The 16,839-nt window shown below is 48.3% G+C and carries 15 protein-coding genes; 8 read left to right on the forward strand and 7 right to left on the reverse strand.

What is annotated here, in order from left to right; genetic code table 11:
- Positions 1-348: 348 nt before the first annotated feature.
- From Q0418_RS10585 to Q0418_RS10615, 7 genes are all read left to right on the forward strand, one after another.
- On the forward strand, positions 349-1,326 hold the full coding sequence (locus tag Q0418_RS10585) for a beta-ketoacyl-ACP synthase III (protein WP_298484100.1): 978 nt from the start codon (positions 349-351) through the stop codon (positions 1,324-1,326).
- Positions 1,327-1,417: 91 nt separating this feature from the next.
- Complete coding sequence (locus Q0418_RS10590) at positions 1,418-2,074, forward strand: P-loop NTPase (protein WP_298484101.1); 657 nt, start codon at positions 1,418-1,420, stop codon at positions 2,072-2,074.
- 68 nt (positions 2,075-2,142) lie between these two features.
- On the forward strand, positions 2,143-2,349 hold the full coding sequence (locus tag Q0418_RS10595; RefSeq protein ID WP_298484102.1) for a ferredoxin family protein: 207 nt from the start codon (positions 2,143-2,145) through the stop codon (positions 2,347-2,349).
- Between the two features lie 17 nt (positions 2,350-2,366).
- On the forward strand, positions 2,367-3,428 hold the full coding sequence (locus tag Q0418_RS10600; RefSeq protein ID WP_298484103.1) for a 3-methyl-2-oxobutanoate dehydrogenase subunit VorB: 1,062 nt from the start codon (positions 2,367-2,369) through the stop codon (positions 3,426-3,428).
- On the forward strand, positions 3,428-4,186 hold the full coding sequence (locus tag Q0418_RS10605) for a thiamine pyrophosphate-dependent enzyme (RefSeq protein ID WP_298484104.1): 759 nt from the start codon (positions 3,428-3,430) through the stop codon (positions 4,184-4,186). The genes Q0418_RS10600 and Q0418_RS10605 overlap by 1 nt, the downstream gene beginning before the upstream one ends.
- Positions 4,183-4,716 (forward strand): 2-oxoacid:acceptor oxidoreductase family protein, encoded by a 534-nt coding sequence (locus Q0418_RS10610; RefSeq protein ID WP_298484105.1) that lies wholly within the window; start codon positions 4,183-4,185, stop codon positions 4,714-4,716. Before Q0418_RS10605 ends, Q0418_RS10610 begins: the two co-directional genes overlap by 4 nt.
- 226 nt (positions 4,717-4,942) lie before the next feature.
- Entirely contained in the window at positions 4,943-5,875 is a 933-nt protein-coding gene (locus tag Q0418_RS10615) for a mechanosensitive ion channel family protein (protein WP_298484106.1), read from the forward strand.
- 371 nt (positions 5,876-6,246) lie between these two features.
- On the opposite strand, the gene Q0418_RS10620 is transcribed toward Q0418_RS10615, so the two are convergent.
- From Q0418_RS10620 to Q0418_RS10635, 4 genes are all read right to left on the reverse strand, one after another.
- Entirely contained in the window at positions 6,247-6,420 is a 174-nt protein-coding gene (locus Q0418_RS10620; RefSeq protein ID WP_298484107.1) for a FeoB-associated Cys-rich membrane protein, read from the reverse strand.
- Between the two features lie 27 nt (positions 6,421-6,447).
- Positions 6,448-8,592, reverse strand: a complete 2,145-nt coding sequence (gene feoB / locus Q0418_RS10625) for a ferrous iron transport protein B (protein WP_298484108.1) — start codon at positions 8,590-8,592, stop codon at positions 6,448-6,450.
- A gap of 99 nt (positions 8,593-8,691) precedes the next feature.
- On the reverse strand, positions 8,692-8,913 hold the full coding sequence (locus Q0418_RS10630; RefSeq protein ID WP_298484109.1) for a ferrous iron transport protein A: 222 nt from the start codon (positions 8,911-8,913) through the stop codon (positions 8,692-8,694).
- A 45-nt stretch (positions 8,914-8,958) separates the two neighbouring features.
- The gene (locus tag Q0418_RS10635) at positions 8,959-9,171 is read right to left on the reverse strand and encodes a FeoA family protein (RefSeq protein ID WP_298484110.1); all 213 of its coding nucleotides are present in this window, start codon (positions 9,169-9,171) and stop codon (positions 8,959-8,961) included.
- A 423-nt stretch (positions 9,172-9,594) separates the two neighbouring features.
- Between Q0418_RS10635 and Q0418_RS10640 the strand changes: the two genes are divergently transcribed.
- The gene (locus tag Q0418_RS10640) at positions 9,595-10,623 is read left to right on the forward strand and encodes a dockerin type I repeat-containing protein (RefSeq protein ID WP_298484111.1); all 1,029 of its coding nucleotides are present in this window, start codon (positions 9,595-9,597) and stop codon (positions 10,621-10,623) included.
- 97 nt (positions 10,624-10,720) lie between these two features.
- Here Q0418_RS10640 and Q0418_RS10645 read toward each other — a convergent pair whose 3' ends face one another.
- The 3 genes from Q0418_RS10645 to Q0418_RS10655 form a co-directional block, all read right to left on the reverse strand.
- Positions 10,721-12,928, reverse strand: a complete 2,208-nt coding sequence (locus Q0418_RS10645; protein WP_298484112.1) for a dockerin type I domain-containing protein — start codon at positions 12,926-12,928, stop codon at positions 10,721-10,723.
- Positions 12,929-13,098: 170 nt separating this feature from the next.
- A complete protein-coding gene (locus Q0418_RS10650; RefSeq protein WP_298484113.1) occupies positions 13,099-15,366 on the reverse strand; it encodes a dockerin type I domain-containing protein in 2,268 nt (755 codons plus the stop codon).
- Positions 15,367-15,563: 197 nt separating this feature from the next.
- Positions 15,564-16,619, reverse strand: coding sequence for a CPBP family intramembrane glutamic endopeptidase (locus tag Q0418_RS10655; protein WP_298484114.1), 1,056 nt, complete (start codon positions 16,617-16,619; stop codon positions 15,564-15,566).
- Positions 16,620-16,839: the final 220 nt, after the last annotated feature.

The following is a 16,839-nucleotide window of genomic DNA, read 5'->3' on the forward strand; positions in this document are numbered from 1 at the left end:
GAGCATTTTTGTGAAATATGACGGAAAATTTGCAAGCATATGACGTGCAAAGCCGCTAGGCGCTCTTTGTGCGGTGTTGCCTAGAGTATTTTGGGGCAGAATGCGTTTCTGCTCCATTTTTGCGCTTATTCTCCTCCATAGTCGTTCTTTTTTGAGATTTGTAGACCCGATTCTCACGAGGGTGGGTGGATTCTACTGGGAAAAGCAGGTATACTAATTGCATCAGGCAGTGCTTGGACACTGGGGCAATACCGCACAATCTTTGTGCGGTATTGCCCTGGAATATTTTCGAACTGACTTCTCTCAGTGAGATAGCCAGTTTGGATAGAATGTGGAGGAACTTGATGCATGAAACAGGAAATTGGAATTCGTTTATTGGGAACAGGAAGCTGTGTGCCGTCTCAGGTGGTCATCAATGCAGATATGGAAGGCATTGTGGAAACCAGTGACGAGTGGATCCGGACGAGAACTGGGATCGAACAACGGCATATTGCAGATGGAGAGACAAACCTTGCATTGACAAAGACTGCCGCAGAACGTGCCATGGCTATGGCTGGCATTGATCCCGGCGAGATTGGTGTGGTGATCTGCGCGACAATGACGGGAGAGACGATGGTACCCTCTCTTGCTTGTCTGTTACAGCGAGAGTGCGGGCTTTCGGAGCATATCTTTGCCTTTGATATGAGCGCCGCCTGCACCGGGTTTCTCTATGCCCTGCATACGGCACGCGCACTGCTGTGTGCCATGCCGGAGAAAAAATATGCGCTGGTGACAGGAAGTGAGCTTCTAAGCCGGATCACGGACTTTTCAGATCGGAACACTTGTGTCCTCTTCGGAGATGGTGCCGGGGCTGTCGTACTGGAACTGGATGAGAATACAGCGTATTATTTCAACGGCGGTGCAAAGGGTGACGATCAGGTGCTGTACTGTCCCAGAAATTACACGTTGCCGAATCCCTTTTCTCATGCAGATGCAGAACCAGAGCAGCAGAAGGTGTCGATGGAAGGCAGGGCAGTGTATACCTTTGCGGTGCAGGCATTGACCGATAGTATTTTACGGACAGCAGAGCAGGCTGGCGGACTGCCGGACAAGTATATCTGCCATCAGGCAAATGCACGTATTCTCCAGACAGCGGCGAAGCAGCTGAAAGAACCTATGGAGAAATTTTTCATGAATATCGGGCACTGCGGGAATACTTCTGCGGCATCTATTCCCATTGCCTTGGATGAATGTGTGCGCAGCGGCGGCATACAGCGGGGTGAAACTGTTATGCTGTCGGGATTCGGCGGCGGTCTGGCATACGGAACAGCCTTTTTCACATTTTAATTCCAGAGAAATTAAAGGCAAACAGTTGCATTCTGTCGGCAGTTGTGGTATAATAAAAGTCGTATGCGGACAAACGCGGAAAGGAGTCCCTATGAAGAAAATAACCATCATCACCGGTCATTATGGATCCGGCAAAACCAATCTGGCAGTGAATCTGGCGCTTCGCCTGGCAGATGCCGGAGAAAAGGTCACAGTGGTGGATTTTGATATTGTCAATCCCTATTTCCGCACGGCGGATTTTGCCGGGCTGTTTGAATCTCACGGCATCACGCTGGCGGCATCTATGTATGCCAATACCAGCCTGGATATTCCGGCGATCTCCTTTGATATGGAACGCATGGCATACGAACCGGGCTATCTTATTGTGGATGTAGGCGGCGACGATGCCGGTGCCATCGGACTGGGACGATATGCAGAGGGCTTTTCTGCCTATGTGCCGGATCAGCTGGATATGTGGTATGTGGTCAACCGCTACCGTTATCTCACGGAAGAACCGGGCGAGACACTGACGCTGATGCGTGAGATCGAAGCAGTCTCCCGGATGCGCCACACAGGCATTGTGAACAACTCCAATCTGGGCAGGGAAACCACGGCGCAGACCATTCTGGATGCACTGCCCTATGCAGAAGAAATCGCAAAGCAGGCAGAGCTGCCTTTGGTATACACCACTTATCGGGAAGATCTGGAGATAAGCGTTCCGGATCCGCTGCCGGTACAGGTGTATGTGAAGCCGGTTTGGGAACAGTGAAATATCATACGAATCCGTTTTATAAAAGGGAGCAGAGAGCTTACTGCACGTAGAAAGGGGTGAGTCAAATGGAGAAAATGCAGGTACAGTTTGAACGCTGTAAGGGATGCGGACTTTGCGTGACGGCATGTCCCAGGAAGATCGTTGCACTGCAAAAGGAAAAACGCAACGAAAAAGGCTATTTCACTGCGGTCTGCACCGATCAGGATGCTTGCATCAGCTGTGCAATGTGTGCTATGATGTGCCCGGACTGCGCAATCACCATTCAAAAGTAGAAGGAAGGTTAACCCCAATGGAAAGAAGTCTCATGAAAGGCAATGAGGCATTGGCAGAGGCGGCAATCCGTGCCGGCTGTAAGTGCTTCTTTGGCTATCCGATCACACCGCAGACAGAGCTGTCTGCGTATATGGCAAAGCGTATGGAAAAATCCGGCGGTGTCTTTTTGCAGGCAGAGTCGGAGATCGCTGCTATCAATATGGTTCTTGGCGCAGCGTCCACTGGCGTGCGTGCTATGACATCCTCCTCTTCGCCGGGTGTTTCTCTGAAGGCAGAGGGCATTTCTTACATGGCAGGCTCTGACCTGCCGGGTCTGATCATTAACGTACAGCGCGGTGGCCCGGGTCTGGGTTCTATCCAGCCGGCACAGTCTGACTATTATCAGGCTACCCACGCCATGGGTCATGGCGATTTTCATATTCTCGTGTATGCACCGTGTTCTGTACAGGAAATGGTGGACACTGTAACATTGGCATTTGACAAGGCAGATCAGTATCGTATACCGGCAATGATCCTGGCTGACGGTCTGCTGGGACAGATGATGGAGCCGGTAACATTCCCGGAACCTCGCACAGAGCTGCCGGATAAGTCCGACTGGGCCGCCTGCGGTCATAAGGGTGCGCGGGAGCATCATATCATCAACTCCCTCTATCTGGACGCACCGCTGCTGGAGGCAAAGGTACAGGAGCGCTTCAAGCGCTATGCCATTATTGAAGAAACAGAGACAGATGCAGAACTGTTCTGCTGTGATGACGCTGAGATCGTAGTAACTGCTTATGGTGCTTCTGCACGTGTGGCAAAGTCCGCAGTTACCAGCGCACGTCGCAACGGTATCAAGGCAGGTCTGTTCCGCCCCAAAACGCTGTGGCCGTTCCCGAAGAAGGAATTGTGTGAGGCAACAAAGTGTGCATCCCAGATTCTGGATGTGGAAATGTCCATGGGTCAGATGATCGATGATGTTCGTCTGGCAACACAGTGCCGTCTGCCGGTGGCATTCTTTGGCAGAACTGGCGGCGTGATCCCGACTCCGGCAGAAGTGTTGGCGGAAATTGAAAAACTGGCAGGAGGTGCAGAATAATGGCAGTTGTATTTGATCATCCCAAGTCCCTTCTGGATGTGCCGACCCATTTTTGTCCGGGCTGCGGTCATGGTATCGTGCATCGCCTGGTCTGCGAGGTTATTGATGAAATGGGCATTGAGGGCGAGACCATCGGCGTTGTTCCGGTAGGCTGCTCTGTTATGTCCTATAACTATTTCGGCTGTGATGTTATTGAGGCACCTCACGGCAGAGCACCGGCTGTGGCAACCGGTGCAAAGCGTGTGAATCCGGATAAGATGGTGTTCACCTATCAGGGCGACGGCGACCTTGCTGCCATTGGTACAGCGGAGACAGTTCACGTAGGTACCCGTGGGGAGAATCTGGTTATCATCTTTATCAACAACACCACTTACGGCATGACAGGCGGTCAGATGGCACCGACAACACTGCCGGGTCAGGTGACCCAGACGACACCCTTCGGGCGGAATACGGATACTGCTGGCTTCCCCATCCGCATCTGCGAAATGATGGCAACCCTCAGCGGTACTGCGCTGGCACAGCGTGTGGCAATTGATACCGTACCCCATATCCGGGACGCCAAGAAGGCAATCCGCAAGGCATTCGAAAACGAAAAGGCAAAGCGTGGTCTTTCCATTATCGAAGTGCTCTCCACCTGTCCCACCAACTGGGGACTTTCTCCGGCGGAATCTATGGAATTTGTCAAGGACAAGATGATCCCGTATTATCCGCTGGGTGTATATAAGGATGTTACAGCAGAGGAGGCGGCACAGGCATGACAACGGAAATTATTTTAGCCGGCTTTGGCGGACAGGGTATCCTGTTTGCCGGAAAGGTTCTGGCATATTGTGCACTGATCGACAACCGTGAGATCTCATGGCTGCCGTCCTATGGCCCGGAAATGCGCGGCGGTACGGCGAATTGCTCCGTCTGCATCTCTGATGAGCCTATCGGTTCGCCGGTTGTGGCGAATCCGGATTATCTGATTGCCATGAATGGTCCCTCTTACAAGAAGTTTATTGACGAGGTAAAGCCGGGCGGTCTGGTATTGCTGGACAATTCGATTGTGGACGAGGAATGCCCTCGCAGTGATGTGAAGGTAATCTCTCTGCCGGCAACAGATATGGCAACAGATGCCGGACTGAATGGTGCGGCAAATATGGTTCTGCTGGGCAGAATGCTGGCGGAAACCGGTCTGTTCTCCATGGAGACAGTACAGAAGGCAATGGAAAAGTGCATTCCCCCGAAGCGTGCACACCTGATTGCTTCCAATCTCAAGGCGATTGAACTGGGAATGGCACAGAAATAAGCAGATTCTTTTCTGTACATATCAGTTAAAGTGTTTTAAAATGCTCCCTCTGTTGGATTTCCCGGGATATTCCGGTTGTCTGACTGAGGGGCATTTTTTTGCTTTTAGGTAAAAGAAAACTGTGTTCGCCCGATAGTGGTCTCCAGAAATTTGCGGGCACACCGCCTTGACCTTTTTCGGGAAATAAGGTATAATAGGGAAAATGCGCTGCGGAGGAGGTGAGACTATGAGCAGTATGCTGTCAGCGGAGACGGTCGCTGCTGCAACAGGAACAACTGAACTTGCATCCGTGCAGGAAGTGGTGGATACGGTCAGCCATGAAGTAGAACAGACAACGAGCATTCTCTCCAATTTGTTTCAGCCCTTTCTGGACAAACTGCCGGAACTGATATTTGCAGTGATTTTTCTGGCAGTGGGATACTTTCTGGTAAAACAAGTCATGCGCTTTCTTCGGCGTGCCTTTGAACGTTCCAACATGGACGGCATTATGGCAAGCTTTGTGCGGTCGGTCATCAAGATCATCCTCTATGTATTACTTGTTGTGATTGCCCTTTCCATTCTGGATGTGCCTATGGATTCCATTGTCGCCGTGATCGCATCTGCCGGTGTTGCAGTGGGTCTGGCGTTAAAGGACAGCCTCTCCAACCTTGCCGGCGGATTTATCATCCTGTTCTCCAAGCCTATGAAAGAGGGGGATACTGTGGAAGTGGACGGTGTCATCGGCAAGATCGAGGCAATTACGATTTTGTATACACGAATTGTAACGCCGGACAATAAGACGGTTTTCATTCCCAATGGTGTGGTTTCCAGTGATAAGATCATCAACTATACGGACAAGGAATTGCGCCGGGTGGATCTGCTCTTCGGTATCAGTTATGAAAATGATATTGATACAGCACGGGCGGTTATCATGGATGTAGTCAAGACAGCGCCGGAGGCATTGCATGACCCAGCACCGGAGGTGTTTGTCAGCAGCCATGACGAAAGCGCAGTGACCCTACGCTTGCAGGTATGGACGAAGAGTGAAAACTACTGGCCGCTGCATTATCGTTTGCTGGAGGATGTGAAAAAGGCATTTGACCGCAAGGGAATCTCCATCCCATATCCGCAGGTGAATGTGCATTTTTCGGAAAATGCAGGAAAATCTGAGGGAAAATAACTGCAAAAACTGGGAATCCCGGAAATGTTGCATTTGATTGTATTTATTTTATGAATCATTTGTAAATGTTCTAAGATTCTATTGACAACCAGGGGGTTGCAGAGTATAATATAAGTATCCTTTCTTAAAAATTTTTTTCATAAAAATCCCCTTACTAAAGCGCTCATCTGCTCCCTCAGATGAGCGCTTTACTTTTATCTGAAAAATGATTATTTTACGGCAACATGACGCTTGAATGGAAATCGAAGCTGCGATGGTTTGACGGAATGCTGCCGTAGAAAAAACGCATCGGATACCTGACTGAACAGGTTCCCGATGCGTTTTTGCTTATGGGCAATACCGCACAATCTTTGTGCGGTATTGCCTATGATTTATTTTGATTTCGGTTCAGTTTTGCTGTGGCAAAGCTGGGAATTGGGACAGCAGCCGCAGTTGCATCCGCAGGAGGACTTGCCGTTCCGCTTATCCTTTACCAGCTTCCAAACCACAAGGGTGATGATTGCCGCCAGAATGAGAATCACGATCCATGTACCGATACTGTCCATAAACTGCCTCCTTTGGAAATTGTGTGCTTATACTTTTACTTTTGCGCCGAGTCTATTGCTTTCCTTATAGGGTCTGACCAGCATGTAGATCATAAATGCAATGATGGCAATTGCTGCGATCAGTCCGATCATATTGACATCTCCGGTGAAAATGGAACCGATCTGGTAGATGCACAGGGAAACGGCATAGGCAAATACACACTGATAGCCAATGGCGAAAGCAGTCCATTTCGCGTTGTTCATCTCCCGCTTAATGGCACCCATTGCAGCGAAGCACGGTGCACACAGCAGGTTGAATACCAGGAAGGAGTAGCCCGCTAGTGCAGAGAAGCTGGCTGCAAACTGTCCCCAGATCTCATCGCCATTTTCAGAAACTTCTCCGGCGAAGTGGTAGAGGGAACCATAGGTGGCAACAACGTTTTCCTTTGCGATAAGTCCGGTAACTGCGGCAACGGCTGCCTTCCAGTCGCCCCAGCCCAGAGGTGCGAAGATCCATGCAATTGCACTGCCGATCACTGCCAGGATGGAGCTGTCAATGTCCTCCACCATGCCGAAGCTGCCGTTCTCAAAACCAAAGCCCATGAGGAACCAGAGTACGACGGTGGAAAGCAGAATGATGGTGCCGGCTTTCTTGATAAACGACCAGCCCCGTTCCCACATGGAACGGAGCACGCTGCCTACAGTGGGCATATGATATGCCGGAAGCTCCATAACAAAGGGTGCCGGGTCGCCGGAAAACATCTTCGTTTTCTTCAGCATTATGCCCGATACGATAATTGCCCCAACGCCGATGAAATAAGCGGATGTTGCTACCCAACCAGCATTGCCAAACAGTGCGCCGGCAATCAGTCCGATGATGGGCACTTTTGCGCCGCAGGGAATGAAGGTAGTGGTCATAATGGTCATGCGGCGGTCGCGCGCATTTTCAATGGTACGGCTTGCCATGATGCCCGGTACGCCGCAGCCAGTGCCGATGAGCATGGGGATAAAGGACTTGCCGGAAAGACCGAACTTCCGGAAAATACGATCCATGACAAAGGCGATTCTTGCCATATAGCCGCAGGATTCCAGGAACGCCAGGAAGAGGAACAATACCAGCATCTGGGGGACGAATCCCAGGACAGCGCCGACACCGCCGATAATGCCGTCTACGATCAGGCTTTGCAGCCAGTCAACACAGTGGATGCTCTCCAGCAGATAGTTTGCACCATCGGTGATCCAGCCGCCGAAGAGGGTATCGTTCATAAAGTCTGTTACCCATGTGCCCACGGTGGTGACAGATACATAGTATACGATAAACATGACAACGGCAAAGATCGGCAGTGCCAGCCAGCGGTTGGTGACGATCCGGTCGATCTTATCCGAGGTTGTCATACCTGTCTGTTTCTTTTTCAGGCAGTCCTTGATGATAGATGCAATGTACAAATATCGTTCGTTGGTGATGATACTCTCTGCATCGTCATCCATTTCCTGTTCTGCTGCGGCAATGTCCTTTTCCAAATGTTCCTTTGTCTGTTCCGGGATTTGCAGCTGTTCCAGGACTTTTTCGTCACGCTCAAAAATCTTGATGGCATACCATCTCTGCTGCTCCTCCGGTACATCGTGCAGGAATGCCTCCTCAATATGCGCCAGGGCATGCTCTACGCACCCACCAAACTTGTGCTGGGGAACCATGGGCGTCTTGCTCTGTGCGGCACTGACCGCTGCTGCAGCGGCTTCTGCCACGCCGGTACCTTTCAGTGCGGAGATCTCCACGACCTGACAGCCTAGTTCCTTTGCCAGCTGTTCCTTACGTATCTGGTCGCCGTTTTTTCGGACAACATCCATCATATTGATGGCAACGACTACTGGAATGCCAAGCTCCACCAGCTGCGTGGTCAGGTACAGGTTTCGCTCCAGATTCGTGCCATCAACAATGTTGAGTATGGCATCCGGACGCTCTTGGATCAGGTAGTTACGGGCAACGACTTCCTCCAGTGTGTACGGAGAAAGGGAATAAATACCCGGCAAATCGGTGATAATGACATCCTTCTGCCCTTTCAGTCTACCCTCTTTCTTTTCCACGGTAACGCCCGGCCAGTTGCCGACAAACTGGTTGGAACCGGTCAGGGCATTGAACAACGTGGTTTTTCCGGCGTTGGGGTTGCCGGCTAATGCGATCTTGATACCCATTGTATTCATCCTTTCATTTTCAATTAGATAAAACTAACCAACGACTTGAAAAAATAGGCGCACAGCTTTTTTGCAGTGGCAAATGTACGCACAATTCATTTATTCGATTTCGATCATTTCGGCGTCTGCCTTGCGCAGAGACAGTTCGTAGCCGCGGACAGTGATTTCCACAGGGTCGCCCAGAGGTGCTACCTTACGGATATAGATCTCCACCCCTTTGGTAATGCCCATGTCCATGATTCTGCGCTTCACAGCACCTTCGCCGGTAAGCTTTTTGACACGGACAGTCTGACCGATTTTTGCTTCTCGCAGTGTTGCCATAATAATCTCCTTTCCAAAACCTGTTACCGGAAACGGCACAGGTATTCATACCATAATTTTGTTTGCCATTTCCTTTGAGATTGCCACACGGGATTCCTTGACGTTGACGATGACATTTCCGCCGATGGCATTTACCACGGTGATTGTTCCGCCTACGACAAATCCCAGATTTTCCAGAAATTTTTTGGTTTCCGGGTTCTCGCCGATCTTTCTGATCAGGTTTTCTTCCCCCGGACTTGCAAATGTCAGTGGCATCATAACCATCCTCCTCGTGACACGCTGGAATAAAATTGGTTAGAATCAACTAACCTATAGTAGAAAGAAATGGGTTAGTAAAACCTAACCCATTAGATAGTATACAACTTTTGATCTGCTTTGTCAAGAGGAAAACTGATTTTTCTGAGATTTGTAGGACTGCACAAATAAGAGGTTGGGAAATTTAACATGATTTGTGGGGATTTATAAGTGGTGAAGGTTTTTATCTGACCTATTACGATTTTTATTATGTAAACATAAAATGCCTTGTGGCTGAATTAGAAAGATTACATTGTTCGTTTTACATATTTTTTGTGCATATTGATGATTTGTATTGACTTTTTCTTCATGATTTGATATAATAATTTTGGAACATTTCACTTCTAGGGGATAAAATGTGAATGATTTTAAGAAAGGATGATTTTTATGCTGAAAAAATTGTTGGCTGGAATCGCAAGCCTGACACTCGCATTTACTGCGGTGATCTCTTCCGGAACGCTTCAAACAGAAGCGTTGGAAACAACAACTGAGGCGAATGAACAAGAAGTAGTCGATCCAAGGACTGAGGGCATTCCCATGACAATACGTGTTTTGGATGAATCTGACAATGACGAATTGTATCTTCCTGGGGTTGAATTTCAGGTGACATCCGTTGAGACGGAGGAAGTGATTTATCAATTCGTGTATGACGGTGGTGACTTTACTTTTATGTTGGAATATGGAAAATCTTATACGATTTATGCAATATCTGTGCCGGAAGGATATCAGCTGCAAAATGAGGGTGTTTATGCAGAAGCAAATGACTATGAAATGGATTACACCTTCAGAGCGAAAAATCCCAGTATCACAACGACATATGCCACTACAACTGATCCGAGTATGGCAACGGCTGATTCGGAGGAACCATCGACAGAGACACATTCTACATCTGCCACAGAATCGACCACAACTACTACAGCAACAACAAAATCAAAAACGACTGAAACAACCGTTAGTACCACTCCGGATACCTATGTATATACAGGAACATTTGGTACGACCACACCAGATTGGTTAGAATCTTTGTTGCATTCTCAGACCACCACAGAGGATACGGGAACAAACAGCACAACCCCGGATTGGTTGAATTCTCAGACTACCACGGAGGATACGGGTACAAACACCACGACCCCGGATTGGTTGAATTCTCAGACCACTACGGAGGACACAGGAACAAACAGCACAACTCCAGATCTTGTGGGAGTATTCTTCGGTGACATCAACCTGGATGGCAGAATCAATCTTTGTGATACTGTTTTGCTGAATCAGTATTGTTCCGGAGCCGTTTCACTGAATCCCACAGCACAAGAAAACGGTGATTGTAATCAAGATAGTGAAGTGAATGCAGATGATAGTATTTTACTTTTAAAATTCTTAATTCGGATGGTGGATAAACTGCCTGTATTTGGAGATTAAAACGAATTGCCTTAACCCAAAAAGCTGTTGCCGCAATGACAAACTTCTTAGAGTTTGTTTTGGACAACAGCTTTTGGCTTTTCTATTTTCTGATAAGTCAGATCAGTGCATCCCAATCTGCCGAGCCGCTGACAGATGCGGTGGCGTAATATTTCAGGATGTAGTAGGCGTCGTCGGCATTGACGTTACCGTTTTCGTCCACATCTGCTGCCAGAAGGGGATTGCCTTCCAGTCCCAGATCGCCGCTGACGGAATAGGAGGCATAGGCTTTCAGTACCAGGTAGGCATCGTCTGCGTCCACATCGCCGTCTTCATCTACATCGCCTCTGAGATAGGGGATCTCTGCGGCGTTGATCTGGATGGTGTAGTTATCCACAGAATGGTAGGAGCCATTTGTGATTGCCAGGGAATAAGTCCCAGCGGACAGCATCGTCTCTTCCGTCAGCATACTGGTTGCGCTGCCTGTGCTATCCCAGTTTTCCAGCACTTTTCCCTTTGCATCAAGCAGCTGGAGCTTCCAGTAGGTGGAGGCGGGATAGTTCTGGTTTGCATGGTTGAATTGAAGCGAAACATTGCTGGTTTCGTCCAGGGTAAAACTGTAATAATCCTTGTCTGTTTCGGAATAGAGATTTCCTGTGCAGGCAGTCGCAACAGGAACAGCATTGGCTGTGGCAGCAGTATCGTTATATTCAGTTTCGTATACGCCTTCAGTTGTGGAATTGACTGTAATGGTATAATTGTCTGCGCTGTGGTACGAAGAGGAAACAACTTTGATATAATATGTTCCCGGACGGAATCCGAGTTTTTCTGTCTGCTGAAGCGCTGTGCCGCCCTGGCTGGTCCAGCTGCATAGTTCCTTGCCGCTTGCATCGATGAGTGTGTAGCTCCAGTAGTTTGAAGCATTGTAATTCTGCTCCGGGTGCTGGAATGTGATCTGGATGAGGCTGTCTTCTTCCAGTGCTACTGCGTAATAATCCACGTCGGCGTCTTGATAGAGATTGCCGATGCAGGGGGTGTTGACGAGGAGCGCATTGGCATCGCTGATGGTATCGTTGTACTCGGCTTCAAATTGCGTGTCAGAGCCTTGGGTGGGAGTGTATGCGGCTTGAATTGTGTAGTTATCTGTGCTGAAATAGGTACTGGATGCCACTTTGATGTAATATGTTCCGGCACGCAGTCCCAGTTTTTCGGTTTGTTTAACTGTGGCGTTTCCAATGCTGTCCCAGCTGCACATGGTGCTTTGATTGGAATCGATCAACGAATAAGTCCAGTATTTTGAATTGATGTAATTTTGCTCTGGGTTCTGGAATGTAATCTGGAGCATACCGTCTTCTTCCAGGGTTACTGCGTAGCAATCCACATCTGTTTCATTGCCGATGCTGCCAACGCAGGAGGTGTTTACAGGAAGTCGACTGGCATCATCAAAGGTGTCGTTGGATTCGGATTCGTAAAACTTTTCTGATGCAGAAGCGGCGGTGTAATTGACCTTTACCGTATAATTATCTGTGCTGAAACTGCCGGCGCTTTCTACTTTCAAGAAGTAAGTTCCGGCGCTATAACCAAGCTCATTTGTCTGGAATCTGGTCGTACCGCCTGTACTTTCCCATTTTTGCAGAGTAGTGCCATCTGGTTTGAGAATTGAAAATTTCCAGTAATCGGAGTTAGCAAAGTATTGCTCCGGATGCTCAAAGAGAACGGAGATGGAACCGGATTCTTCCAGTGTGACTGCGTAATAGTCAACGTCGCTGGTAGAATAAGTGCAGCCGATACAGGAGGTGTTCACAGGGAGGGGATTTGCGGTCTCAGCCGTTTTATTGTATTCGAATTCGTAAAGCTGGTCAGATTCGCTTGCTGTTGTGTAATTGAGTTGCATGGTGTAGGGGTCTGCACTGTGACTGAGGCTGGAGATCCTTATATAATAGGTTCCAGCATGGAATCCCAATGCTTCTGTCTGGAGCGAAGTTTCTCCGCCTTTGCTCTCCCATGTACGCAGTGTAGTTCCGATGTCGTCATGCAGTGTAATTTTCCAGTAGGTAGAGTTGGTGTAGAATTGCTCCGCATGGTCAAAGGAAATAGAAAGCGTGCCGTCTCCTTCCAACGTTACTGCGTAATAGTCTACATCGCTGCTGTTGGAGAGTGTGCCGGTTATGGGTGCATTTACTTCAGCTGTCTCTGCCGTTGCAATGGTGTCGTTTTCGTAGGATTCGCCATCTGTTTCTGCAGAAACCGGCATTGCGCCGAAGCTGCTCAAGCACAGCAGCCCGGCGGTCAGCAGGGAAAGCCAGCATTTTTTGTGTCGTTTCATATGGAATAACCCCTTTCGTTTATGGCATATCTTTGTATGTGCTTTTTCCAGTATACTATATTTTGTCGTAAATTGCAAGAAAAACCGGAAAATCTGGCAGAATATCTAAAAAAACCGACAAATCTCCAGAGGAAATTCATCGGTTTTTTTAAAAAATTTGTAAGCTATCGTCAGAGGATCGCATCCCAGTCTGCCGAGCCGCTGACAGATGCAGTGGCGTAATATTTCAGGATGTAGTAGGCATCATCGGCATTGACGTTACCGTTTTCGTCCACATCCGCAGCCAGAAGCGGATTGCCTTCCAGTCCCAGGTCACCGCTGACGGAATAGGAGGCGTAGGCTTTCAATACCAGGTAGGCATCATCGGCATTGACATTGCCATCCTCGTTCACATCACCTCTGACGTAGGTGACTTCTTCTGCATTCAGGGTGAGGGTGTATGCAACGGTGCTGTACGTGTACGATGAACGAGGTTCAACCTTGATATAGTACGTACCGGCATTGGCTTTGATCGTCTCTGCTGTTGTTTTGCCAGTGGAAAGGAGTGCATCCAGTGTCTGAACCGGTTTGGTGCTGATGCTGTTTGTATCTTCATCATAGCTGTACAGGGAGATACGCCAGTAAACAGAACTGCTGTCGGAGATATTGTCCGGCAGAGCGTGTTCAAATTGCAGGGAAATCTCCGATGTCTTTTCCAGAGTGGTCTTGTAGTAGTCGATATCAGAAGAACTGTACAGCTGACCGGAAACGGCAGTATTTACAGGGATTTCATCTGCACCGCTCATGGTATCATTGGGTTCACTTTCGGTTGTGTTGTCTCTGGCTTCGAAGTTGACCGTCAGGGTATATTGCACGCCCGACGCATAGTTACCGCTAAAATCTTGTGGATTCACTTGTACGTAATATATACCAGGATTATATCCTTGTTCTGGAATGGTGACAGAAGCCGTGTTTCCAGGTGATGTGACAGAAGAAATTTTCTTGCGGTCTGTATCAAAGAGTGTCACTTCCCACAGATTATAATTTCCATCTATGATGTCATGTGCAAATGTCACGGACATGGTTCCCGGTTCGGTCAATTCAAAGGTATAGTAATCCACATCACTGCTGTCGTTGTCGGTCAAGGCTGTGCAGGGGGTGGCGATTGCCAGAGTGCTGGCTGTTTCAAAGTTGCCGTTGGGTTCTGTTTCATAGTCATAAGGTGTCGTCCATTGGCTCTTCGGCGTGGCGTTGACCTGCACAGTGTATGGCATCTCGCTGTAATGGTAGTCACTATATCCTGTCACCGTAAAATAGTATGTACCTGCCGGATAGCCGAAAATAGGGGTAGTTGTGGTTGCAATATTAGCGGGAACATTCCAGGTGTTTATGAGATCTCGATTGCTGTTGTATACAGACAGTTTCCATTTATTATCTGTTTCATCCGTTTTCTCATGATTGAAAGAAATGCTGAATGCGGAATCTTCTTCCAGGGTGAAAGAATAGTAATCCACATCTGTTTTGGAATGCAGTGAACCTACACAGGGTGTAGCGATTGGAATGGTATCAGCGGTGTCGAAGCTGTCATTTGGTTCGGTTTCGTTCAGTGTGTCTAATGCACTGGAAGGGGTGAAGTTGGCAGAGATTTGATAATCGGAGCTGACCAGTTCGTTAAAACCACCAATTGTAACCTTACAATAATATGTGCCGGGTGTGACTCCTATTACGGTAGAAGTAAAGGAACCGTCTGCGCGAGATACTTCCCAGTTTTGCAGAGGTGTTCCGCTTGCGTCTACCAGGGAAACTGTCCATCCATAGATGCTGTCTACATAGTCGAATGTCAATTGCAGAGAAATCTGACCATCTTCTGTTGTGGTGAACTGATAATAATCCATATCACCTTTCGAAGAAAGATAACCCGTAATTTTAGTGTTCAGGGGAATGGGGTTTGCAGCTTCTAAGGTGTCATTCCCCTCATATTCCACATGTGCCGGGAAGGTCAATGCACTTGCAGCAGTATAGTCCGCTTCCAGGGTATATGTGCCCTCTGGTGCTGTTGCCCATTTTGTGACACAATAATAGTATGTTCCTGCTTTCCAGCCACGTTCCCGTGTGATGATATTCTCGTCGACATCTGTGTATTTACAGAGTTCTGTGCCATTTTCGCTGTAGAATGTGATATTATATGCTTCAAACCAGGATGCGGTCCAGTCTGCGGTAAAAGACAGGCTCAGAATACCGTCTTCTTCCAGTGTAATCTTATAATAATCTACGTCGCCGTCTCCTGCGACATCGCCGGTCACCGGTGTGTTCAAGTCAATTGCTTCTGCGGTGGCAAGTGTGTCATTTTCACCGCTTGTTGCTGCCGTTTCAGCCGATACCGGCAGTGCTGCCAGATTTCCCAGGCAGAGCAGTCCCGCAAGGATTCCAGCGAGCCATTGTTTTTTCTGCTTTTTCATATACATTGTCCTTTCTTAGCAAAGTGCAATTGTGTTTTCCACATTTGAATTATATCATATTCTGGTTAATCTAAAATGCTCGGAAAGGTTAAATGTAGGTAAATGGTATCTTCAGTGAGGTTCGGATAAAAAAACTGCAAAAAAGACGCAGCTAGGTTTCAACTGCGTCTTTTTTTGCAATATGTAGAAGCGTGAATTTATGCTTGCTGCGGCAGAGCTTCCTGAACCGGAGAATTCTGCGGTATGGGATCCGCCGTCTGTCCCAGATCCCGGTTTTTGCAGAAGAGCCAGACAATGAGAATTACTGCGATCAGGACGAATGTCACGCAAAGACCGCCTTCGGGACCGAATGCACCGCCGTTCCAGAGTGTCATGTTATCTTTCTGCGCGGTGCGGAGAATGGTATTTTCAGATGCCATGCCGCTGACCTGGAGTCCGAAGATATTGCCCTGGGCGAAATTCCAGATGGAATGAATGGCACACACGCCCCAGAGATTGCCCCGGCGTACCATGTACACGGTCATAAAGATACCGAAAAGGAACAGGTTCAGCAGTGCCAGAGGAGATAAGCCCGGATTCGCCAGATGCAGAAGCGCAAAGGCAATGGAATTCACTACCATGCCCACCCAAAGGGGCATCCATCGGGAAACGGAAACACAGAAATAACCGCGGCACAGAATCTCCTCCGATGCCCCCTGGATCAGATAGCCCAGGAATGATAAAATCAGAATGGGCAGCATCTTGGGCTGAAATGCAATGCCTTCCAGTTTTACGCCGCCGAACAGCAGATTCAGCCCCACCACAAGCACGAACATCAGCAATCCCACGCCCAGACCGATGCAGTATTCCGAGAATCCTTTTTTTCGGGTCATTCCCAGGGTGGAAAGCTTTCGCTTTTCCATTTTCGTGCAATAGATCAGGGTGACTGCGATACAGCCGGCAGTGGCAAAGAGGCTCGCTACTGTGACCCAGCTGGGCATCTGCTTTGTGATCTCCATGACGGATTCTACGTATGATTCCATGGTGAATGTGCCATTTTGTGCAGATTCCAGCAATTCCTGATATGCCGGCGTTTGTATCATGCCTACGATTGTCGGCACCATGGTGATGATATTTTCGGCGATCATCACGACCAGGAAAACCAGCAGAAAAATCAGGATTTCCATCCACAGTTTATGCCCACGGCTTTCCAGTCGCGCATTGCGCACCATCAGCGGATCCCGCAGAGACAGTGCAGATTGTTTTTGCGTCATATGTATACGTCCTTTCTTTAGGGCAAAACCGCACAAAGCCGTCAGACGTTCTTTGTACAGTGTAACCCTGGCTTACTAGTTATATAGTACACTAATTTTAATGTTTTGTCAAGCGTCTGTAAGGATTGATCGTATCTTTTGGGATAATTTACAAAAAAGCAATAAAGGCAATACTGCACAAAGATTGTGCGTCAGATGCGCCGTCAGATTTTTCGTCAGA

The sequence above is a fragment of the uncultured Ruminococcus sp. genome (genome assembly GCF_937915125.1).
Taxonomy (GTDB): Bacteria; Bacillota; Clostridia; order Oscillospirales; family Ruminococcaceae; genus Ruminococcus_C.